The sequence below is a fragment of the Sphingobacterium sp. NPDC055431 genome (assembly GCF_053644255.1).
Genome location: NZ_JBSHLH010000009.1, coordinates 82,405 through 104,799 on the forward strand (window position 1 = coordinate 82,405; position 22,395 = coordinate 104,799).

The window sequence follows — 22,395 nt, forward strand, 5'->3', positions numbered from 1 at the left end:
TATTCTAATAAAAAAGTTTACCTGCGGTACTTTGTTTTACCATATCCAAGGATACGCCATCATGGAGTTCGAGTACCTTAAATCCGCCAGTTGGCAACACTTCAAATACGCCTAATTCCGTGACGATCTTCTTAACGCATTTCACACCCGTCAAGGGCAATGTACAACTCGGCAGCAGTTTAGACTCGCCAGCTTTGTTGACATGTTGCATGGCCACAATGATATTTTCAGCACTTGCCACTAGATCCATGGCTCCACCCATTCCTTTTACCATTTTACCGGGAATCTTCCAGTTGGCGATATCACCATTCTCTGAAACCTCCATGGCACCTAGGATAGTCAGGTCGATCTTTCGGGAGCGGATCATGCCAAAGCTCATGGCCGAATCAAAGAAGGCTGAGCCCGGTAAGGTCGTGATGGTCTGTTTTCCGGCATTGATATAGTCTGCATCTTCTTCACCTTCAAATGGGAAAGGTCCCATACCCAACAAACCATTTTCACTTTGCAGAACTACATTGATATTGTCGGGGATATAATTGGCAACCAAGGTTGGGATACCAATCCCCAGGTTGACATAATAGCCGTCCTTTATCTCTTTAGCAATTCGTTTTGCTATTCCAAATTTGTCCAACATAGGTTAAATCTTTTTAAGGATCATGGCACTTGCCCCACCGCCTCCATTACAGATTGCGGCAAGTCCTAGCTGACCATTTTCCTGATGTAAAACACTGGTTAAAGTCACGATGATCCGAGCACCGGAACAACCCAATGGATGCCCCAATGAGACTGCACCACCGTAAACGTTCATCTGGTCTTCTGAAATGTCCAATAGCTTGGCATTGGCCAAGGCTACAACCGAGAAAGCCTCGTTGAATTCAAAATAATCGATATCATCTACTGTCAATCCAACCTTCTGTAATACTTTCTGGGTAGCAGCAGTCGGTGTAGTGGTAAACCATTCCGGAGATTGTTCCGCATCTGCATATGCAATCACCTCTGCCAAGGGCTTAACGCCAAGCTCATTTACTTTTTCTTCACTCATCAAGATCACCGCAGCAGCTCCATCGCTTAAGGTCGATGCATTGGCAGCCGTGATCTTTCCATCGGTTTTAAAGGATGCCTTCAATTGACTGACCTTTTCAAAGTTGATATTCTTGAATTCCTCATCTTCATCAACCATGACGGAACCCTTTCTAGATTTTACCTCTACAGGAACCACTTCATTCTTGAATTTCCCCGTCTCCCAGGCAATCTTACTTCGGGTATAGGATTGAATGGCATATTCATCTTGATCCGCTCTACTGATCTCATATTTTTCCGCACAGAGTTCACCACAATTCCCCATGGCCTTATCCGAATAAACATCCGTTAGTCCATCTTTTTGGATGCCATCTGTTAATTTCTGATCGCCATATTTAGCACCCCATCTAGCTGCTGTATCATAAAAAGGAACTTGGCTCATATTCTCCATTCCTCCAGCGATCACCACTTGGGCATCACCTAATAGAATCTGCTGCACGCCAATTGAAATCGCTTTCATACCACTTGCACAGACCTTATTGATGGTTGTGGCAGGTACGTGGTCGGGTAAACCGGCAAATTTTGAAGCTTGCCTGGCAGGTGCCTGTCCCAGATTCGCCTGGAGAACGGAACCCATATAGACTTCATCCACATGGTGCTTCTCCAATTTAATTTCGTCCATAACAGCTTTGATGACCGTAGCCCCCAACTCAGTGGAGGAAACAGTGGCCAGGGATGACCCGAAACTTCCCATTGCTGTCCTCTTGGCAGCAACGATATATACTTTTTTACGCATTATCTTCTCTAATTCTTACTGTTCTTTGTTCAATTCTTTTTTCATACTTCGCACCTTGGAATATCTTGTTTACAAATATGCCAGGGGTATGGATATGGTTAGGATCCAACTCGCCTACCTCCACTAATTCCTCCACTTCTGCGATGGTGATCTTACCACACATGGCGACTGCATGGTTAAAATTCTGGGCCGTACCACGATAAACCAAGTTGCCCGCGGTATCCCCTTTCCATGCTTTTACCAAAGCATAGTCAGGTTCAAAAGCATATTCCATTAGATAATCTTTCTCTACTCCATGGAAGGTAAACCTTCTTACTTCCTTTCCCTCCGCTACTTCGGTCCCCACTCCCGCAGGGGTATAAATAACTGGCAGTCCGTAACCCCCAGCCATTAAACGCGTGGCCAAAGTTCCCTGTGGAACTAAGTCTACCTCCAGCTCACCACTCAACATCTGTCTTTCAAATTCAGCATTCTCCCCTACATAGGATGCAATCATTTTCTTGATCTGCTTGTTCTGCAGCAACAGGCCCAAACCGAAATCATCCACCCCGGCATTGTTACTGATGCAAGTAAGGTCTTTGACCCGCTTTTCCAACAAAGCCGAAATCAGGTTCTCAGGAATCCCACACAGCCCAAAACCACCCAAGGAGATGGTCATGCCATCCTCAATCCCCTTGATAGCTTGCTGTGCATTAGATACTGTCTTATTAATCATATCTGTACATTGCGTTATTTTCCCAATCGGGAATTAATAAATCTTTTAGAGCTTAGGACAACCAAATAATTATCTAAAAATCAATCAGTTGATAAAATATTTTTTGGAATAATATTTATTTATGTCCTGAAGTTTATAATCATGATAAATTTAACGAAATTATCTTAAACCTCTAATTATTAAGAACTTTTACAATTCTATAAACCAGAATTGGGTATTATTCAATACTTAGCAGTAAACAGGAAGGTATTTTACAAATGATGGAACAGTTTCAGGAATTGGATTAGATATTACAAAATAACCCTCCCTATTTAATCGGAAAGACAAATAATTGTTAACCTAAGGTTAATCAAATAAATAGATTAGTGTATTATTGAATCAATTTTTAGAATTTCTTTTGTAATTCTAATTAAATTGCTAAACTTGACTCTTAAAGCAAGAAATATACCCTATAACTATGCGATTATTATCACTTTTTTTAATGTTTTGGACATTTAGTTCACCCCTATTTGGACAAACCCTACAACAAAAACTGAAAACGGCTCCTCTAGACAGCCAATTCGTCTATTTGAATTTGCAATCTAGAAACCAGGACAAGGACTTTAAGATTATCAGAAAGACAAATCTTGATATCATCCGTCAAAACGTTAAAGACTCCTTGAGCATTTATAAAAAGCAAATTTCCGGATTGAAAGGCGATGCGTCTTCTACCGAAGGTAGCCTACAGAGCCTACAAGATTCTGTAACCAACCTATCTGCTGCTTTACAAACTGAACAACAAAAAACCGACAGCATTTCTTTCCTTGGAATCCAATTTTCCAAGAGCTCTTACCATACCATGGTTTGGGTGATCATCATTGTGCTAGCGATTGCTTTATTTGGAATTTTAGCGGCCTTCAGAAAAGCTAAAGTTGACACTGAAGAAAGCAAACATACCGTAGATGAACTTCAGGAAGAACTTCAGACCCTTAGAAAAAAATCTATGGAAAGAGAACAACTTCTTAAACGTCAACTATTGGATGAACAGTTGAAAAGAAATTCTTAATTAGACAATAGACATAAGACGATTTTCTTGGTTGTTTGAGGTCTAGAAATAATAAAAAAGCAGTGTTAACCGACGTTAACACTGCTTTTTTGGTTTAAAATCATATTTTATTCTGACTCCTGTAACATAACAGGAAAATTTCTGACTAATTACAAAGGTTAAGCCTAAAGCCTAAAGCGCATGAAGACATACTTCAATTTGCAGTGGAAGATTATCTGTAGATCGATGAAAGATTTCGGTCTTCCATGGCTATTGATTTTTCCTGCAATCGCATTGGTATATATCGCCTTTTTCTATTTACTAAGACAGTACCCCTATTGGGCAGCCTATCTCATATTCCTGTTGAATTTTCAAGCTTTATTTAGCCTTGCCGAATACCAGCGAAATGACTTCCTCAAGATGACCTTCAATAACCTGGACTATTATCTCATCAGGATCCTAGAAAACCTGATCCTTAGTTTTGGAACGGTCATTCTATTAATCATATTCGGCAAACTTAATCTTGCCCTTGTACTATTGGCCATTGCTGTACTTTTCGTTTTTGTGTCCACAAACAGCCTATGGTCTGGCACCTTTCCAACTCCGTTCAGGAAATACCCTTTTGAATTTATTATCGGTTTCCGAAGGACCTGGCCTCTGCTGATTATTTTATATGTCTTGGCATATATTGGTTTAGCCTTTGGTAATCAAAACCTAGCACTCTTCTGCATGTTTTGCATCTGCATCTGTGGAACCCTCTATTATCAAGTCATAGAGCCAGGGATAATTCTTTGGAACCAAAACAGAAAACCAGTGGCGTTTCTACTCCACAAATTCACGAGAGGAATAATACAGTTAAGTCTTTTGTTATTGCCTATTGCGATTCCGCTCTGTGTTATCTTCCCAGAGGACATCACGAAGGCACTTATTGTTTGGGGTTTAGGTTTGTTCCTGATTCCCTTTGCTATCTGTCTCAAATATGCGGTCTTTCCAAGAAAGGTCAGTGTTTCAGAAAGTATCGTTCTAGGATTATGCCTTGCCTTTTATCCATTGGTCCTGGTCATCATCCCCTACTATTATTACAAAGCCATCCAAAACTTAAAATCTGCAGCATGATAGAAGTAATTAACCTCAGTAAATCCTATGGCTCCAAGACAGTCCTCAAGCATATCAACGTGATCTTTGAGCCTGGAAAGGTCTACGGCATTGTCGGAGAGAATGGTTCTGGAAAAACTACTTTCTTCAGGTGCATGGCTGAAATGGAGGACTATGAAGGAAAAATCAAGACGGGCTACAAGGAAATCAAGAATCACCTCGGTTTTTTAACGGCGGAACCTTATTTCTTACCCAAGATCACCGGAGAAGAACATATCTATCTGATGGCGGATGCTCGGAAAATAAAGATGAAAAACCTTCAGGAAAAGAATATTTTTAAACTACCTTTAAAGGAATATATCAGCCAATATTCTACAGGAATGAAAAAGAAATTGGCGATTATGGCCGTTCTCTTTCAACAGAATGATTTCATTATCTTGGATGAACCTTTTAATGGTATCGATCTGGAGAGTTCTATAATCCTTGAGGAAATCATCAAGATGCTTAAGAACAAAGGAAAAATTATCCTTATATCCTCACATATTTTTTCGACACTGAAGAATAGTTGTGATGTAATTTACCAGATTGAAAATGGACAGTTCTCCAATCCCTATTCTCCATCCACTTTTGGAGACTTGGAAGATGCTATGAAGAGTAAAATCCTACAGAATCACCTCAATAATTTTTCATTATAAGATTCCTGAACCCTAACCAGCAGAAAAATTAGGGGAATAGCTTTGACCTTATTCGAGACATATTCCGAAAATTCCGAAAATGGCTAGAATATTATTAAAGGTTTTCTCGAATGTGTCTCGAATGATTCTCGAACATGGTCAGGATATCAACCTAAAAAACAGCTGACACATTCAATTTAATCAGTCCTATTTGGTATTGGCTTTAAATAATGTTTGTCATAAACTGTAATATTCCTCTGTTTTTATTATATTATATGTAATTATAGATCAATAGAATTATAGTAGGATGTCTTATTACAGAAGCCTACTCGTAAATAAGAAATTATGAGAAATTCATTTTTATATACAGCATTTATATGCTGTATATTATTAGAAGTTTTAGTAATCTATTCTTATGTAGTAAAAAACATAAACACAAAAGAGTTCCTTCTTATAGGATTGAGCAATATTGGTGTTATATATGTTTTTATTTTAAATATTAGACATAATAACAAAAAGGCTAAAACCATTCTGAATGATAAGTGAAGGGGGCATGTACGTTTCTGTCTCATGACCCTGTCATCCTCAATCTTCGATTGAGGACCTGTACGCCAATACACACTTGATATGTTTGGTTCCGAGACCCTTCGTTCCTCAGGGTGACCCTGGAAAAGGAGAGCTTTTTCCAAAAGATCTCGGAACTATCCTTTCTTTATTAACAATGGTTTTCTCATATTACGATTTCGCTATGACCTTACTTCCCCCCAAAAAAAACAAAAGCAGCAATCCGTAGATTGCTGCTTCAAGGTATAAACCGATTTGTAAATTGTTGCTGTTTTGATTAGGACTTGTTCGCTGCGTCCTTCAGATTATATTCAAGGTATCCACCTTTAGGGCTATCCACGATCAGCTTCGCTGAACTAGGATTTCCTTTTACGATCCATCTTACCTTCACGGAGCTCATACCATCAATAGTAGGTACTTCGATCTGCTGTGGCTGATACTTTTGCTCCAGCGTTTCATTGAAGTCAGCGTTCAATACCTGCATCCCTGTTACCACCTGTGCACCTTCTAATCGGATATGGTTAGGGCGTTCTATCTTATGTCTCACATCATGGTCTGAGTGTGTAGGAACAATTCTGGTATTCCAAATGGTTGCATTCACTTCATATAGATTACCACCAAGAGGTTTAATGCTGGATTCCATTACCTCCAATTTAGGCATGTGGTAAGCATGGTAAATGGTAAATGCGGCATTTCGGTGTGCATCCTCCATCAATAAGAAACCTGGGTGGTTACGAGTATAGTTTTTCTTAGCTCCACCGATTTCGATCTTACCATATTGCGGATGATCAAACTCCTTCCATGGCACATAGGCATCTCCGAACATCAAAAGCTTATCAAACTCATAATACTCATCACTGTTCCTCAGGCCACCTTCGGACTTTTCATTGAATAGCTTGTAGGTAGTCATCAATTCATTGGAGAAAGTAAAGATACCACGGGTCAGGGCCAAGAAATCGATCTCGCCACCAAACACGGTATACAGATCTTTATGGATCACGATATAATCATAGCCCGGCAACATCTTTTCTCCGGTCTTTCCTAGGGCATCATATACCTGAACGTCCTTTCTTGAGTAGAACCTTTCATCATCTGCGGCTCCTGGACCACGCAGGATCATACCTCCGAAGTTGTGATACGATTGCGCTCCTGCGATATTCGGATGGGCATAGATAAATTTCTTGACAGCTTGCGTTTCAGGCAAGGTTCCTGGATAGTAGAGGGCACCACCCTGTACATAGTTTGGCTGCCAGTTCCATCCCCAGTCACGGTTAGGGTCATAAGTTCCTGTGATATCCTCATTGACCAACCCATCGCCATCATTGTCAATCCCCTCAAAACCCAGCATTTCATATTCGCCGACTTCCCCTGGTTTCACCATCAGCATACGATTAGGATTTTCAGGATCGGCTTTAAACCTTCCGGTCTTGGACTTGCGGCGCATCATGACAATTTCGCCATCTCCATCCAAATCATCGTATAGATCTTCTGCTACCAGTCCATCGCCATCGTTATCAAATGGTCTTCGACCAGTCCTAGAGGAGTGCATGGTGTTCGGTTGGTAAATAAAGTATTCACGAGAATCTGGATTGATCGTTGGCGCGATGTAAAACACCTTATCCTTCAACAAATCTTTGATAAACGGGACCGTATTATAGTTTTCTAAGAGATACCATGCGGTGTACATGGATATTTCAGACCCTTGCAATTCATTGGCATGGATGTTACCATCGATCCACATTGCCGGTTTTCTTTCGGGTTTACCTTCCTTGAAATCCGTTACGGTCAGGACAAAGATGTCCCTGCCTTCATAACTTTTCCCAATAGACTCATATTTAATAAGGTCAGGATAGGCTTTTTGTAGGTCCTTATAGAACTGTTCCATTTGTTTTAGGTCGTGGTAACGGCTCCAATTCATTTGAACTTTAGGATTGGAGGGCGAACCAACAGCCCGTAGACCGGCGATCTCCTTGCTGACATCGTCATTTTTCTTTTGGGCAAATGCTGCCGAAACACTAAGTGCTAAGGCAAGTGATAATATTTTATATGATAGTCTCATTTCTTGGCAGATTTTATAGGTTAATATCTAGGGTTTTCTCACCGGCAGTCGGGCAACCAACAGTCAACTGTACTTTACCTTTTCCTTTGACCAACCAAGAGAAGGTATTGGAAGCACCAGCTTGAAGGGTTGGATAAAGTTGAAGGCGTTTTCCGCTTAGGAAAGATTGTCCTTTTTGCAATTCCATAATGGATTTCATTTTGGAAACATGCTTGATCTTATCTGCAATTTCCGGATAGACAGGCATGGCACCCGTATTGAAGACTTTCACTTCGATACGGTAGATATCATCGCCAAGATTGGTCACTTTCGGGCTTGAGAATTCCAAGCTGGCAAGAGAGCGTGTCAATTCAACCACAAAATTGCTGTGCATCTTTGCTGCAGCATCCAATAATGCTATGGGAGGGTTGTTCATAAAACGTTCCACTACCCCACCGACTTCCACATCCTGATTTGGAAAATCCGGATGGTTAACCTTGGCCCATGGAAGGATTGCTCCTTGGATGCCTTGGTTTTTAACCCAGTTCACAAAACGGTCGGAGTTGTTTGTTGCTGGTACTTTCGGTCCAGCATTCTTCGTCGTATCCGAAATGGTCGGAATCCACCATGATGGAGTAACAAAGCTGAATTTACCTGTGTGGTAATAAATCGTTGGACTTAGGTTTCCTTTACCAGCAGGCATTTTTGGAGCTTCTCCCATTGGTTTTACGGCATCATTATAGATCTTGCTCACAAATGCAGAAACTTGTGCATCGTTATTGGTCCAAGACTTCGTAATTCTTTCCGAAGCTTTTCTTTGATCGAATTGTTCAGGTACAGATAGATTGTTTTGCAAGCCGAAGTGCAATACGGCCGCAATTTGTGGATTTTCGAAGATCAAATCGATGATTGCCCTGGTTTCCGGCTCCGAAGCAGCATAATCCCCCGTTTCTGGTTCGAAAAAAGGATAATCAAAGGTAAAGTTCTTGTCCAAGTTGACACCTGATTTACCATCTTCCGAGATTGCACCATCTTGATCTGCATCACGTCCTTCGGTATAAAGTTCATATGTTCCCGATTCACCTTTATTACGTTCAGCCAAAACCAGGTAATCGGCATTATTGGCATGGGAACGGTAAGGCCCTGCAGGCGTTTTGATCCTCATCTGTGAAATCAAACCATCTTTATTTAGGTCTACTTCAGGGTCTTCATCGATCCGACCATCACGATCATTGTCTATGGTCCTGGAATTTCCAGAATACCAAGCTGCAGAACTGGAATTTCTTTTATAAGCATCTACATTTAGAACAGGAATAATCCAAATGGATTTATTGGCCAATAGTTCATTCAGTTGATCGTTAGGAAGGGCTAAGATCTGTTTGGCCACATTTAATGAATTGACCACTCCAGCAGGATGTTTTCCATCTACACCGGCAACAATCAATAATGTGGGTTTTGCAGTTTTTCCATTTTGGATTTTAATTAATGGGATATCTTCAGAACCAACCGACTTTCCGATGGAAGTTCTTTCCACGAGTTTGTTTGAAGATACATCTTGAATTTGTTTTGTCAATGCATCGAAATTGGGATAATTCCACTGTGCATGTACAAAAAACGGCATGCCGCAGGAGAGCAGCAAAATGATCCAGTATTTCATATATTTAGGTATTTAGTCTGTCGCTAAACTACTGAATTAGGTTAATAATTGAAAGGCATTAAGCAGATAATCCCATTTTTAAATGATTATTTAAAAAAATTGGGAATAGAATGAATGGGAAGCCTGAAAACAGGTTATTAGGCCATCATTTTTATCACAGCCCCTTGGATAACAATATTGTTATAATTGCGATTAGGGGTGGTTTTTCTTTAAGAAATCTGCTAAAAAAATTGGAATGATTAAACAGGTTTCATCCCTATGATATTCAAATTGCATTTATTCTAATACCTAAACTTCTCGTCTTTCAAGATTTTATTGAGAAAGCTAATAACAATATGATTTTATTATTCTGCCTTTTCTTCCCTTCGGTCCTGGGCGGACTTATCTTCAGCGACACCGGATTTCCAATATGAGAATGCATAAAAATCTTTATTGGACCAACCGAGGTTATCTTTGAAATATTTCTAATGTTATTCATTCGGATTTTCCTCTTTCCTCCATAAAAAAGGCTAAAAATTTCAGTTTTTTGAGAATCATAAACTTAGCTAATCCAGCATTAGTTATGTACAATAACGAACATAAAATGTCCGAAATTGAACAGCTTTCAAAGTAGCAACCCCCTAAAGAACTGTTAGTCACCATAGTTATTAAATTGGCAGATGATTTGGGGAAAGTAAAATAGGGCTAATATTTTGCCAATTTATTAATCAATATGCTATGTTTAGATTATTAATAACCAACAGTATTAGACATCTAAAGAGAAATCCACTCTTTACATTTCTGAATGTTCTGGGACTGACCATCGGAATCAGTTCATGTTGGGTGATCTATAAATACGTCAGCTTTGAACTGAGCTTTGAGAAAGGGCTTCCTCAAAAAGAGAACACCTATAGACTGTTGTCACACTTTAAGACGGAAGATCGAGATGAACTGTTTTCAGGAATTTCAAGACCAATATATTTTGCCCTTCAGGAAGACCCTAAGGGGCTTGACATGGTAGTTCCGTATTTTAGAAAAGACCTGATGAATGTAAGCATTCCCGAAATACCTGGTCAGGAAAAAAAGTATGAAGAACCGACTTGGGATGAAACTTCTCTTATAGAAACCACTCCGGATCTCTTTGAATTGGTTGGATACCACTGGTTGGCGGGTAACAAGGAATTTTCATTGAAAGAGCCCCATCAACTAGTATTAACCGAAGACCGTGCCAAGCATTATTTTCCAAAATTGAGACCACAAGAGGTAATTGGAAAGACATTGATATATAACGACAGTGTAAAGCGAATCGTTTCAGGAGTAATACAAAACTTGGAGTTCCCTACAGAGTTTAATGGTCAGGAATATTTTTTAGTCCAAAAGAGTGAAAAAGACAACATGCTCCAAGCCTGGGGTAGTAGCAATGGAGCTGATAAAGTTTATTTATTGGCGAAAAATCAGAAGAACCTATTAGCCTCAAAAGAACAAATACAACGACTTGTTGATTCAAAATGGAGGCAGATACAAAATGAAAAACTACTCCCCTTTGATTTCGACCGCACGATGGTCACCATGCCAATCCGAGAATCGCATTTCTCTACAGATATGAGTGAATCAGGTGCCTCAAAAACAAACAAAAAGGTTATTTTTAGTCTTGTAGCAGTGGCTATATTTCTTCTAGGGATGGCATGTATTAATTATGTAAACCTTACTACAGCGCAGATACCGCAGCGTTCAAAGGAAATTGGCATTCGCAAGACATTAGGGGGATCCAATGGTTCTTTAATTTCTCAATTGATGATTGAGACCAGTTTGATTGTATTATTTTCTTTTATTCTATCCTATTTTATTTCCGATCTCGGGTTTATAGCTCTAGGTGACTTGATCAGCGACCCTGTGAAGAATTATTCCGACCCATTGGTCATTACAATTTTTATCATTATTACTTTTGTTGCAACAGTAATTTTCGCAGGAATATTCCCGTCAATACTTTTTAGTAAAGTCAATTCCGTGGATATCTTTAGGAATAAAGGCCATGTATCCTTGGGCAATCAAAAGATCGATTTCAGAAAAGGTCTCATAATTTTCCAGTTCATTATTGCACAGGTTTTTATTGTCGCAGGAATAATAATCGGACAGCAATTGAATTATGTTATCCGAAAGGACATGGGGTTTAATAAAGATGCTGTGATTTTGACTCATGTACCCTTTAAGGTATTTATGATGGACAATTATCATGAACGAAAAATACTCCTGGCAGACGAATTAAGAAAAATCAACGGAATCGAAAGTGTTACCATGGGAAATATCCCCATTTCAAACAGCTATAGTTCCAACAAATTTGATGTCCACCCAGAAGATGGGAGTACCGTAATCTCTAAAGAACTATACAGCAAGACGATTGATTCGGCATATTTAAAATTCTATGATATCACACTGCTTGCGGGTTCAGAACTCTACCAATCCGATACAACCAACGGTTATTTGATAAACGAAACAGCCCTTACTGCATTTGGTTTTAAAAGACCGGAAGATGCTATTGGAAAATTTTTGTTCGAGCAAGGAAAATCATTCCCTATCATGGGAGTAGTAAAGGATTTTCATACCCAAGATTTTTACAGCAAAATTTCGCCAATGGTTTTGATGTATGACAAAAATAATCTTCAGGATTATAGTATCCGCTTGAGCTTGGCTCATAATAAAAACTGGCCAACAATAATTGAAACCATTAAATATAATTGGGCAAAATATTTTCCAATGGAAACTTTCTCAACATCTTTCTATGATGACAATATTGCATCATTTTATAAGAAAGAACAACATCTACATAAATTGACCAATATCAGTACCGGTATTGCTATAATCCTAAGTTGTCTTGGCCTGTTTGGACTTTCGACAGTTTCAGCATTCCAGCGGACAAAAGAAATCTGTATCCGCAAAGTACTAGGTGCATCCATTTCTGGTATTGTGGCTATGCTAACAAAAGATTTTGTGAAAATGGTCATTGTGGCCTTCTTTATAGCCTCACCCATTGTTTGGTTGGTCAGTAATGAGTGGTTAAAGGATTTTGTCTATCGCGTCGAGATCTCATGGACAACATTTATCTTGGGAGGTTTGCTGGCCATCATTTCTGCATTGCTGACCGTAGGTTATCAGGCTGTAAAAGTAGCAAATTCAAAACCTGTAGAAAACTTGAAAGATGAATAACATCTTGAAGTTCCAAAATCTGTTACATAATATCTGAACAGGATTTTATCGACTTCCTCGAGCTTATGAACAAACAACAGTTAAGTATTTGATAAGCACATGCTAGGCTCTTTTCTTTTCATATTAGGTCATAGTAGAGAAAGTAATTAAGCTGATAATCCTATTATTAAATGAATATTATTTAATAATGAGCAGATTTTGCCTATTATGCTTAATAGACTCTGATTATCAGCATAAACCAATGATTAACAATATTGTTATTACTGTGCTTTGGGGCAATTATTCTCTAAGGAAACCGCTTAAAAGGTAGGAATTAATTAATTATTTATTCTGCCTTTTCTTCCCTTCGGTCCTGGGCGGACTTATCTTCAGCGACACCGGCTTTCCAATATGAGAATGCGTAAAAATCTTTATTGGACCAACCTAGATTATCTTTGAAATAAGTTCGAAGATCTTTTACAGAACTGTACTCACAGGCTACATAAGCAAACTTCGATTGATCACTAGGTAGTTGCACCTCTTTAGCCAAAGTAGCTAATGTACTTCCTTTTTCTGGCTCTGGATTGATTAACCATTGAAATTCAAATCCGGGATGTTTTAGTTCTGGATGAAAATCATGCTCGGTTGGGATTTCTATCAAACAATACCCCTTAGCTGATGAAGGAAGGCTTTCCAGGATACAACAGATAACTGGAATTGCTGTCGCATCACCAATCAAAAGGTACCAGTCTACTTTGGGATAATGGACAGTTTCCCTAATTTTCATGGCAACCCCCAATTGATCGCCTAGGCCGGCCTTGCGAGCCCAAGTTGAGGCAGGACCGTTATCACCATGGTTTACAAAATCAATCGTAATTTCTTGCGTTTCGGGATTGTATTTCCGATGGGTATAAGTGCGGACAATGGGTTTCACGTCTTCATCAGGCATGACCCACTCCCCTTTTTGCGCATCAAAACTGGCAAATTGAACTTCCTTCTTTCCATGCGGAGGGATGAAGATCTTATTGTTTGCACCAGGTGTGCATTTATCAAAGTCTATCTCCTCATCTGATTTCAGGACCACGCGAATATAATGTGGGGTAATAGATTGTTTATCCGTTACCTTAAAAACATGTTTTGATATGATTGGCTTTTCCATTTTTTGTTATTGAATAAGTTTTACGATATCATCGACCATCAAATCCACTGATGTTATCCCCCCTCCGGAGATAAACCATACATTGGGGTCGAGATAAAATAGGTTATTTGATTTAAAGGCTTTGGTCTGTTTGATCAGTTGATTTTCCACTTCCTCTTTACTTGATTTCTTTCCTAAGACCGCAGCATTTCGGTCGACGATAAACAGATAATCAGGGTTGGCTTCAGCAATCAATTCATTGGATACCCGTTGTCCATGAACAGATTCATCCTGCAATTCAAGAACGGGCTTGATGCCTAGAACATCATGGATAAAACCGAACCTTGAACCTTTACCAAAGGCACTAAATTTCCCATTGTTATAGATCAAGAACAGTGCTTGATGCGGATCCTGTTGGAATTTGCTTTGGGCGGCAAGAATTTTCTTGTTCAATGATTCCAGTTTTTCAGTCGCCAACTCCTCTTTCCCATATATCTTTCCGATCAGTTTGACATTGTTCTCAAAGGAGGGAAGAAAATTTTTATTGTCAGTTCCGATAAAAACCGTTGGGGCAATCTCATTGATTTCTTGGTAAAATCTTTCTAGTCGGGTTGAAATAAAAATAATTTCAGGTTTTGTTGCAGCAATGGCTTCAAAGTCGGGTTCAATCACAGAACCCACGTCTGCCACATCGGGATTGTCATTAATGGCCTTCAGGTAAGATGGAAGGAATTTCTTGGGCACACCGACAGGCGTAATCCCTAATTCATTCATTGTTTCTAAAGCACCAATATCCAGAACAACGCTGCGTTTGGGGTTTTTGGGAATGATCTGTTTGCCCAATTTATGTTCAATATGTAGTGTGTCACTCACGACCTTATCGTCTTGCTTCGTTGAATTAGATTGGCAGGATAGGAATACAAAAGGCAAGATTAACATTGCCATGGATTGCCTTAATATATTGATGTACATCTTATTCATTTTATAGATTGAAATAGTTACAGATTTTTTTATTGTTGATTTCGATGATATTAAATTCAAGGTCAAAAATTTCATGCAGGATTTTCGCATCGATTACTTTATTGGTTTGATCATTATAAAGGATCTCTCCATTTTTCAGCGCAATAATTTGGTCGGAATATTGGGAAGCAAAATTGATTTCATGGATGACCATGATTACCGTTTTTCCCAACTCATCCACGAGCCTCCGCAGTGTTTTCATGACATGGACAGCATGCTTCATGTCCAGATTATTGAGGGGCTCATCGAGCAGGATAAAATCAGTGTCCTGGGCAATGATCATGGAGATGAACGCCCTCTGTCGTTGTCCACCACTCAATTCATCGATAAAGGAATCTTTTAATTCCATTAGATCCGAAAACGCGATGGCATCATCCACTTTCCTCCAGTCCAATTCGCTCAGTTTACCTTGGCTATAAGGAAACCGTCCAAAGGAAACGAGGTCCCGTACGGTAAGTTTCAACTCAAGGTGATTGGACTGCTTCAGGATGGATAGTTTTTTTGCCAATTCAGCTCCTTTATAGGAGGAGAGCTCCTTCTCATAGAAAGCCACATGCCCAGCATCTTGCTTAATCAAGCGACTTATTATTGACAACAAGGTACTTTTCCCAGCACCATTAGGTCCAATCAAGGAGGTGATCTTAGCTTGTGGAAAACCACCGGTAAGATTTTTCAACACTTCCTTTTTGCCATAGCGCTTGACTATCGCGTCAAAGCTTAACTTATTTTTTTCCTCGTCAACCATAGTAAATACATAAAATAAACACCGCCGATAAAATTGATAATGATACTGACCGTTGTGGTAAATCCGATGACCTGTTCCACTAGAAACTGCCCCAATACTAAACAGAGCACAGAAATCACGGCACAAATAGGGAGCATATACTGATGTTTTCTTGTTTTAAAAAGTTCATAGGTCAGGTTACAGACCAGAATACCAAGGAACGTAATGGGTCCGACCAAAGCTGTGGATACTGAAACCAATAGGGTGATACAGATTAGAAATCTTTTGATCATCTTATTGTAATCGACACCAAGGTTTATGGCATGATCTCTTCCTAGTGCAATAACATCGAGGTATCGAAGGTTAAAACTGATATAGACGATGGCTGCCAACATGGTAATCCCGGCAATGCTCAACAATTTGTTGTTCATCTTGGCGAAGGAGACAAACATGAAATTTTGTACCATCGAAAATTCATTGGGATCGATAAGAACTTGCAGGAATTGGCTCATGGTCAAAAATAAGGTGCCAAATACCATCCCTGTAAGTAAGAGATAGTACATGCTTCTTTTATTCTTACCAAACATCAAAAGGTAGATCAATAAAGAAAAGCCTAGCATCAGGATCACGGCAAATAAAAAATTCTCCTGTTGATTGATGACTTGAAAAGTTCGATCCCCATAGATAAAGACGATAACAGTCTGGAACAAGATAAAGATGGCTTCGTAACCCATGATTGAGGGGGTCAGAATCCTGTTATTAGTAATCGTCTGGAATAGGATCGAAGAATAGGCGACCGAACAGCCAACTATCAACATGCTAAAGAGTCGAATCGATCTTTTACTGATTGCGTAATTATTGGAAAGGTCAATGTTAAAGAACAGGAATAGGCCAATTACTATAAGTAATAAGCCTAGCAATAGAGAAAATTTGAGGATTGGCTTCATGGTCTTATTTCTTTTTAAGGATTAAGATCAAGAATACAATTCCACCTATTATGCCCACTGTCATCCCAATTGGCACTTCGTAAGGAAAGACAATCAACCGACTAATCAAATCGCATACAATGAGAAATACTGCACCTACGTAAGCTATTATTGGGAGAATCTTTCTAAGGTTATCGCCAAAGACCATACTCACCAAGTTTGGTATGATCAGCCCCAGAAATGGAATAGCTCCAACGGTAAGCACGGAAGAACTCACCACGATAGAGACTGTAAACAAGCCTATATAGACAATAGTATTATAGGAAAGTCCCAAATTCTTGGCAAAGCTCTCGCCCATACCCGCAATGGTAAAACGTTCGGCAAACAGATAGACCAAGATAACCGCTGGAAGAATGATATAGATAGCTTCATATTGTCCTTGCATCACAGAGGAAAAATCTCCGAGCAGCCACTCTTGCGTACTTTGCACTATACCTTTTTCATAAGCGAAAAAGGTTGAAATGGCACTGAGGATACTTCCAAACATCAATCCTACAAGCGGAATAAATACAGTGCTGCGCAGCTTGATCTTGCTGATAAAATAGATGAACAGGAAAGAGGTAAAGAATGTAAAGAGCAAGGCAAAGATCATCCTAATGGTCAAGGAGGATTGCGGAAAAAGGATCAAGGCGGTCAATATCCCCATTTTTGCGGCCTCCAAAGACCCAGAAGTAGTTGGCGAAACAAACCTATTTTGCGATAATTGTTGGAGGATAAAACCAGATATACTCAATCCTGCTCCTACCAATACCAAGGCCAAAGTTCTAGGAATTCGGCTGATCAGAAAGAACAGCATCTTTTCACTATCCGAGGAAAGATCGGAATAATGGATATCCTTCACACCTGTAAACAGGGATATCCAGATTAAAACTAAAACAACCCCTATGGCAATGATCCATAGCAGGTATTTATTCTTCAATAAACTCAATTTCTCCAACTCCTTACAGCATTTCAACGGCCCTCTTTAAACCGAATAAAATGCTATGCTAAAAAATGAAACTATGCCCTGATCCATCAGGTTCAGGACATAGCAATCATCAAGATTTTATTAATTTATTTTTGTGATGGTATCGCCATTCTTGTCGACCTCCACGGGCTGACCTTCCACTGGTCTACCACCCTTGGTTTTGTTGATGACAAAGGCCTCTCCTGATTTAGGATCGATCTTTACATGATTAGGACGAGAACCAGTAGGCAGATCCGCTACTACCTCTAATGTCTTGGCATCGATAATACTCGTGGTGCCAGTTTGGCGATTGGCAGAATAAATTCTGTTTTTCACTTTATCAAAGGCTATCCCTATGGCACCATCCCCCGTTGGGATACTCTTGATCAAATTACCATCAGGACCTAAAACCGTTACAGTGCCAGACTTTTGGTTGGTAACAAATAGGCGCTCTCCATCCGAAGTAATATTTACCGGTGCTTCACCAGCTGATGGAAACTGCTTTTCAACTTTTTTACTTTTTACATCGACAACGTAAATGGAATTATCACCAATAACGGACACATAGATCTTGTCCGTTCCTTTCAGGAAAGTCATGCCAGTGGCTGTTTTCCCAAGGTTGTCCAAAGAATGGGAATAGGTATTCGTTTTTCCATCAATGACCCAAATATTACTAGGATCACCTACATCAGATACGTAAATCAGGTTGTTTTCTTCATCAACCAATACCTCACGGGTATGGGATTCTTCGGCTCCATTTTTAATGGTTGCCAATAACTTTCCAGATTTTAGGTCCACGGCACTTACCGAATTCGTTCTTGTATTGGTGGTATAGGCAATCTGGGTTTTATTATTGATTCCAATTCCGAATGGGGGGTTTTCTTTTAGACTGATGCTATCCACAATAGCCAAATCTTTGGGGTTAATTTTATAGATTGCACCGCCTGGATTAGCTCTAGAACCAGCTGAAGTCACATAGATATGTCCATCGTTCGTATTGATTACCGCTTCATAAACGCCAGTTCCAGCATGTGAAGATTTCACTACCTGTTGGCCGAAAGCCAAAGTACCACAAAAGAATAACCCTGTACTGAGGAAGAGAGCTTTTGAAATGATTGAGCACTTGTGATTGAAGTTAATTGTGTTCATAGTTACTTATTTATATATATGGAGTTAATTCTTGATTTCCAGTGCAGGTAAAATTCTTCGAATGCTTTTTGCCAATAATAGGCTCCATGTTTACCTTCAGGATTGATATTGAGCGTTAATTTGCCAGGAAAACTATCTTTTATCCAGTTGAAATAGCGATCTAGGTCAATTTTCATGTTATTATGGGAGTCCATCAACCGAAAGCGCCTTTCCCGATCACCCATATAAAAATAGATTTCTTGGTCAGATCGATCCGTTCCTTTTTTAAGCATGCTTTCAGAATAGCTATACAGATTTGACTCGTCCATCCAGATAGATGGGGAAAAAACAGCGGAAGTACCGAACACTCCAGGATATTTCAGCCCGGCATACAGCGTTAACAGGCCTGCTATGGAACTACCGACCATAGCGGTATTCCATGGGTCGGAAAGAGTCCTATAATTGCTATCCACAAATGGTTTTAAGGTATGGACAATATCTTCGAGGTACAGCCATCCCAAAGGATTCTTAGTCCCCTGAACGGGATGCACAAGGTATTCTTGTTGTCTTAATTCATAATTCTTTGCATGATCTATCGCGACTACGATTGTAGACGGATCAATTTCATCCAGGAATTCATCCACCATCCATTCTACAGGTCCTGATCGACCAATCGATCGAGCTTCATCGAAAAGATGCTGCCCATCATGCATATAAATGGTTGGATAATGCTTGTCAGTATGAAAATAATCTTTGGGTAAGTAGATCATAACCTTTCGATATACATTCAAATCTGGAAAATAGAAATGTTCATCCAGAGTATGCACCTGTTTACTCGCAGTTGATTTGGGGAAAAGGTCCCGCCAAGATTCTATCTCTAAATTGATTTCTGAGTCTCTTTGTACCTTGAATACTTGAGGCGATTTCAGTTTGCCGTTTTGTGTAGCTTCGAGTGTTTGCCAATTGCCACGAGTAATTTTCAGTTCAAGTTCTCCGCTTGGTACTTCGGGCAGCAAGTATTGGACAGACTGCCCCTTTTCAGGGATTGTTCCTACCAATAAATGATCGGTATCCCAATTATTGAAAGTTCCAGCAAGGAACAATGGATCACCAACAAATTGGTCGCAATTGTTCAGAATGTTTACTGTTATCTCAATGATTTTTTTGGGCATAGTTAAATGTTTGCATTTAGCATTTTGACTCGGAGCTAAATTAGATAGATTCTAAATAAATGACAAACTTTATTTAAACTAATTATAAATAAGCCTATATTTACCAGCAAATCAACGCTATTTAGGAGAAAGGATGAGTTTTATTAAGGATACGATTTTAGTTTTACTAACTATTTTTAGTCACAATTTAGTTTTTGCCCAACAGGGCAGTTCGATTCAAATCGATGTTGTAGATGATCAAACTAAGGAAAAAATTGATGGAGCAAGCATACATTTTGCAGAATATGCGGGGAGTACAGATAAAACTGGTTCCTATTACCTGGAGTCCATAAAATCTGGGCAATACACTATTGAGGTAAAAGCTATTGGTTATATCCCCTACCAGGGATCATTTACTAAGAACAGTTTTGAAGAGTTGCATTTAGTGCTTTCCCTACAGCAGGAGGTAGCTCAAATTGAAGGGGTGACCATCATTGGGAATTCAGAAAACAAAAAAATAAAGCAAGCGGCAATCCGCAATATATTTATCGATACCCGGGCTGTATCCAGCCAGGCCTTATCATTGAGCGACCTGATGAACCGCAGCACGGGAATCAGGGTGAGACAGAATGGGGGCTTAGGAAGCCGCCCTGAGGTATCCGTAAATGGTTTTCAGGGCAAGGCAATCAAATACTTTAAGGATGGAATCCCTTTGGATTACCTAGGTGATGGCTACAACCTATCTTCTCTACCTATTGAAATGCTGGACCATGTAGAAATATATAAGGGCGTTTTGCCTGTTTCATTAGGCTCGGATGCATTAGGTGGTGCTGTAAACTTGGTCACTAATAAAAATCAGGGAAAACATGCCAAGGTCTATTATGAACTGGGCTCTTTTAATACGCATAGACTTGGATTGATGGCTTCCAATCTTTCAAAGAATGAAAAATGGAGTTATGGTGGTGAGTTTTTCTATAATTATTCTTCCAATGATTACGATGCCTTGGTCGATGTCGTAAATCCAGAGACCAAAAACAAGGAACCGCAGAGACTTTCCCTATTTCACAATGCATATAGACATTATCTGGGTGAGCTGTATGTGGGCATGCGGAACCGATCATGGGCAGATGAACTAAAGTTCAGCTTAACGGGATTCAATCTTTATAAGGAACAACAACATCCTGCTTTAATGACCGATGCTTATGGTGCTTTGCACTCTACCCAAGCAACCCTCGCCCCTTCGATACGGTATAAAGCAAACTTCCTGGATAACAAATTACGTATTGATCAATTCAATTCCTACAATATCCTGCAGACACAACGGATTGACACGCTAAGGGGTACTTATGATTGGTTCGGAAATTTTAAGCCCGGTGCCAATTTGGGAGAAAGCCGACTTCCCTCCCAATCCAAGATCGACGAGAAGCAATGGGTCAATAGGACGAATTTGAGCTATTTAGTTAGCCCGAATAGCAAGGTTGAATTAAACTATGTATTCAGTTCGGCCAACCGATCTGGAAAGGACCCACTTGGCGTAAAACTAGAAGGTTCGGACATTGATGTCCTGAGTTTGGCATCAACTTACCAGAAACATGTTTTTGGGCTTTCCTATGAGCAATCGCTAATCCAAGATCGTTTAACTAATCAGCTGATGGGTAAATACTATGCCTACAAAGCAAGTGGATATCAGAACACCTGGTTTTCCGTAGATATCACGGAAAAAGACAAGAGAAACACTTCTGGAGATTATTGGGGGATCACTGAAGCTATAAAATATCAGTTTTCTGAAAACAATTTCTTGAGAGCATCCGCAGAATATACCTATAGACTGCCGGAACGGGAGGAACTCTTTGGAAACAACATCTTCATCGTCCCTAATTTTGAATTGAACCCTGAACAGAGTTTAAATTTCAACCTTGGTCTCCATACGCAGCTCTTGAAGCCTTTGACAGTTGAACTGAACAGCTTCTATAGAAATACAAAGGGATTGATTTTGTTGGTCCCTATTCAAGCACCGAATGCACAGTATCAAAACCAAGAGAATGTCCGTGGTTATGGAGTTGATCTAGACATGAAGTACCAAATCAGTGAGCAATATCAATTGTCGGGGAATGCGACATGGCAGGACTTGAGATTATTTGGTATCCAAAACGCACAGGATTCGTGGAAAAACAAGGCTCGGCTTCGTAATACGCCATATTTCTTTGCCAACCTTGCTGCGTCCGCAAAATACCATGATCTATTTCAGCGAGAGAACGAACTTCAGGTCTATTTGAACTACAATTTCATGCGTGAGTTCTATCTCGAAACCATCCCTAAAGAGGTTGAGCCTGGAGGATTCTTAGGATTATCAGGCAGTGCGGACCTAAGTTCAAATCTTATTATACCGAACCAGCACCTATTAAATGCAGGTTTTACCTTTCAATTCAAAAAAAATAAAATGGCCATCGGCGCAGAAGCCAGGAACCTGTTAAACCGGGATATATATGACTATTATCGGGTGCAGCGACCGGGCAGGAGCTTTCATTTAAAACTTAGTTATCAAATATAAAAACAC

17 protein-coding genes are annotated in these 22,395 nt (G+C 39.7%); 5 read left to right on the plus strand and 12 right to left on the minus strand.

Annotated features, from left to right (window positions below):
• Positions 1-4: 4 nt before the first annotated feature.
• The 3 genes from ACWIB3_RS10080 to ACWIB3_RS10090 are packed head-to-tail and all read right to left on the minus strand — an operon-like array spanning position 5 to position 2,531.
• Positions 5-634: a 3-oxoacid CoA-transferase subunit B gene (locus ACWIB3_RS10080; RefSeq protein ID WP_185213420.1), complete on the minus strand. Its 630-nt coding sequence runs from the start codon at positions 632-634 to the stop codon at positions 5-7.
• A 3-nt stretch (positions 635-637) separates the two neighbouring features.
• Positions 638-1,816, minus strand: coding sequence for a thiolase family protein (locus ACWIB3_RS10085; RefSeq protein WP_454291517.1), 1,179 nt, complete (start codon positions 1,814-1,816; stop codon positions 638-640).
• Positions 1,809-2,531, minus strand: a complete 723-nt coding sequence (locus tag ACWIB3_RS10090; RefSeq protein WP_454291518.1) for a CoA transferase subunit A — start codon at positions 2,529-2,531, stop codon at positions 1,809-1,811. Before ACWIB3_RS10090 ends, ACWIB3_RS10085 begins: the two co-directional genes overlap by 8 nt.
• Before the next feature lie 481 nt (positions 2,532-3,012).
• Between ACWIB3_RS10090 and ACWIB3_RS10095 the strand changes: the two genes are divergently transcribed.
• From ACWIB3_RS10095 to ACWIB3_RS10105, 3 genes are all read left to right on the plus strand, one after another.
• Positions 3,013-3,576 carry a hypothetical protein gene (locus ACWIB3_RS10095; protein WP_454291519.1) on the plus strand — a complete coding sequence of 188 codons (564 nt, stop codon included), beginning with the start codon at positions 3,013-3,015 and terminating at the stop codon, positions 3,574-3,576.
• A gap of 180 nt (positions 3,577-3,756) precedes the next feature.
• Positions 3,757-4,671, plus strand: coding sequence for a hypothetical protein (locus tag ACWIB3_RS10100; RefSeq protein WP_454291520.1), 915 nt, complete (start codon positions 3,757-3,759; stop codon positions 4,669-4,671).
• Positions 4,668-5,345, plus strand: coding sequence for an ATP-binding cassette domain-containing protein (locus ACWIB3_RS10105; RefSeq protein WP_454291521.1), 678 nt, complete (start codon positions 4,668-4,670; stop codon positions 5,343-5,345). The genes ACWIB3_RS10100 and ACWIB3_RS10105 overlap by 4 nt, the downstream gene beginning before the upstream one ends.
• 820 nt (positions 5,346-6,165) lie before the next feature.
• On the opposite strand, the gene ACWIB3_RS10110 is transcribed toward ACWIB3_RS10105, so the two are convergent.
• The gene (locus ACWIB3_RS10110) at positions 6,166-7,947 is read right to left on the minus strand and encodes a M14 family metallopeptidase (protein WP_185213414.1); all 1,782 of its coding nucleotides are present in this window, start codon (positions 7,945-7,947) and stop codon (positions 6,166-6,168) included.
• A 13-nt stretch (positions 7,948-7,960) separates the two neighbouring features.
• On the minus strand, positions 7,961-9,583 hold the full coding sequence (locus tag ACWIB3_RS10115; RefSeq protein WP_454291522.1) for a M14 family zinc carboxypeptidase: 1,623 nt from the start codon (positions 9,581-9,583) through the stop codon (positions 7,961-7,963).
• A 717-nt stretch (positions 9,584-10,300) separates the two neighbouring features.
• Here ACWIB3_RS10115 and ACWIB3_RS10120 point away from each other — a divergent pair.
• A complete protein-coding gene (locus ACWIB3_RS10120) occupies positions 10,301-12,766 on the plus strand; it encodes an ABC transporter permease (protein WP_454291523.1) in 2,466 nt (821 codons plus the stop codon).
• A 325-nt stretch (positions 12,767-13,091) separates the two neighbouring features.
• Here the strand turns inward: ACWIB3_RS10120 and ACWIB3_RS10125 are convergent, their stop codons facing one another.
• The 7 genes from ACWIB3_RS10125 to ACWIB3_RS10155 all read right to left on the minus strand — a co-directional run bounded on the left by ACWIB3_RS10125 (position 13,092) and on the right by ACWIB3_RS10155 (position 19,859).
• The gene (locus ACWIB3_RS10125; protein ID WP_185217713.1) at positions 13,092-13,904 is read right to left on the minus strand and encodes a siderophore-interacting protein; all 813 of its coding nucleotides are present in this window, start codon (positions 13,902-13,904) and stop codon (positions 13,092-13,094) included.
• A gap of 6 nt (positions 13,905-13,910) precedes the next feature.
• The gene (locus ACWIB3_RS10130) at positions 13,911-14,828 is read right to left on the minus strand and encodes a siderophore ABC transporter substrate-binding protein (protein ID WP_454291524.1); all 918 of its coding nucleotides are present in this window, start codon (positions 14,826-14,828) and stop codon (positions 13,911-13,913) included.
• A 37-nt stretch (positions 14,829-14,865) separates the two neighbouring features.
• Positions 14,866-15,648 (minus strand): iron ABC transporter ATP-binding protein, encoded by a 783-nt coding sequence (locus tag ACWIB3_RS10135; protein WP_313261741.1) that lies wholly within the window; start codon positions 15,646-15,648, stop codon positions 14,866-14,868.
• Positions 15,621-16,574, minus strand: coding sequence for an iron chelate uptake ABC transporter family permease subunit (locus ACWIB3_RS10140; RefSeq protein WP_454291525.1), 954 nt, complete (start codon positions 16,572-16,574; stop codon positions 15,621-15,623). The genes ACWIB3_RS10135 and ACWIB3_RS10140 overlap by 28 nt, the downstream gene beginning before the upstream one ends.
• A 4-nt stretch (positions 16,575-16,578) precedes the next feature.
• Positions 16,579-17,568, minus strand: coding sequence for an ABC transporter permease (locus tag ACWIB3_RS10145; protein WP_313261737.1), 990 nt, complete (start codon positions 17,566-17,568; stop codon positions 16,579-16,581).
• Between the two features lie 93 nt (positions 17,569-17,661).
• Positions 17,662-18,708: a YncE family protein gene (locus ACWIB3_RS10150; RefSeq protein WP_313261735.1), complete on the minus strand. Its 1,047-nt coding sequence runs from the start codon at positions 18,706-18,708 to the stop codon at positions 17,662-17,664.
• Positions 18,709-18,710: 2 nt separating this feature from the next.
• Positions 18,711-19,859, minus strand: coding sequence for an alpha/beta hydrolase (locus tag ACWIB3_RS10155; RefSeq protein WP_454291526.1), 1,149 nt, complete (start codon positions 19,857-19,859; stop codon positions 18,711-18,713).
• Positions 19,860-19,992: 133 nt separating this feature from the next.
• On the opposite strand from ACWIB3_RS10155, the gene ACWIB3_RS10160 reads away from it, so the two are divergent.
• Positions 19,993-22,389 carry a TonB-dependent receptor gene (locus ACWIB3_RS10160; protein ID WP_454291527.1) on the plus strand — a complete coding sequence of 799 codons (2,397 nt, stop codon included), beginning with the start codon at positions 19,993-19,995 and terminating at the stop codon, positions 22,387-22,389.
• Positions 22,390-22,395: the final 6 nt, after the last annotated feature.

What these genes read in the sequence shown, in the direction of transcription:
- ACWIB3_RS10080 (WP_185213420.1), bottom strand. Translation starts at nt 634, where the DNA reads ATGTTGGACAAATTTGGAATAGCAAAACGAATTGCTAAAGAGATAAAG.
- ACWIB3_RS10085 (WP_454291517.1), bottom strand. Translation starts at nt 1,816, where the DNA reads ATGCGTAAAAAAGTATATATCGTTGCTGCCAAGAGGACAGCAATGGGA.
- ACWIB3_RS10090 (WP_454291518.1), bottom strand. Translation starts at nt 2,531, where the DNA reads ATGATTAATAAGACAGTATCTAATGCACAGCAAGCTATCAAGGGGATT.
- ACWIB3_RS10095 (WP_454291519.1), top strand. Translation starts at nt 3,013, where the DNA reads ATGTTTTGGACATTTAGTTCACCCCTATTTGGACAAACCCTACAACAA.
- ACWIB3_RS10100 (WP_454291520.1), top strand. Translation starts at nt 3,757, where the DNA reads ATGAAGACATACTTCAATTTGCAGTGGAAGATTATCTGTAGATCGATG.
- ACWIB3_RS10105 (WP_454291521.1), top strand. Translation starts at nt 4,668, where the DNA reads ATGATAGAAGTAATTAACCTCAGTAAATCCTATGGCTCCAAGACAGTC.
- ACWIB3_RS10110 (WP_185213414.1), bottom strand. Translation starts at nt 7,947, where the DNA reads ATGAGACTATCATATAAAATATTATCACTTGCCTTAGCACTTAGTGTT.
- ACWIB3_RS10115 (WP_454291522.1), bottom strand. Translation starts at nt 9,583, where the DNA reads ATGAAATACTGGATCATTTTGCTGCTCTCCTGCGGCATGCCGTTTTTT.
- ACWIB3_RS10120 (WP_454291523.1), top strand. Translation starts at nt 10,301, where the DNA reads ATGTTTAGATTATTAATAACCAACAGTATTAGACATCTAAAGAGAAAT.
- ACWIB3_RS10125 (WP_185217713.1), bottom strand. Translation starts at nt 13,904, where the DNA reads ATGGAAAAGCCAATCATATCAAAACATGTTTTTAAGGTAACGGATAAA.
- ACWIB3_RS10130 (WP_454291524.1), bottom strand. Translation starts at nt 14,828, where the DNA reads ATGGCAATGTTAATCTTGCCTTTTGTATTCCTATCCTGCCAATCTAAT.
- ACWIB3_RS10135 (WP_313261741.1), bottom strand. Translation starts at nt 15,648, where the DNA reads ATGGTTGACGAGGAAAAAAATAAGTTAAGCTTTGACGCGATAGTCAAG.
- ACWIB3_RS10140 (WP_454291525.1), bottom strand. Translation starts at nt 16,574, where the DNA reads ATGAAGCCAATCCTCAAATTTTCTCTATTGCTAGGCTTATTACTTATA.
- ACWIB3_RS10150 (WP_313261735.1), bottom strand. Translation starts at nt 18,708, where the DNA reads ATGAACACAATTAACTTCAATCACAAGTGCTCAATCATTTCAAAAGCT.
- ACWIB3_RS10155 (WP_454291526.1), bottom strand. Translation starts at nt 19,859, where the DNA reads ATGCCCAAAAAAATCATTGAGATAACAGTAAACATTCTGAACAATTGC.
- ACWIB3_RS10160 (WP_454291527.1), top strand. Translation starts at nt 19,993, where the DNA reads ATGAGTTTTATTAAGGATACGATTTTAGTTTTACTAACTATTTTTAGT.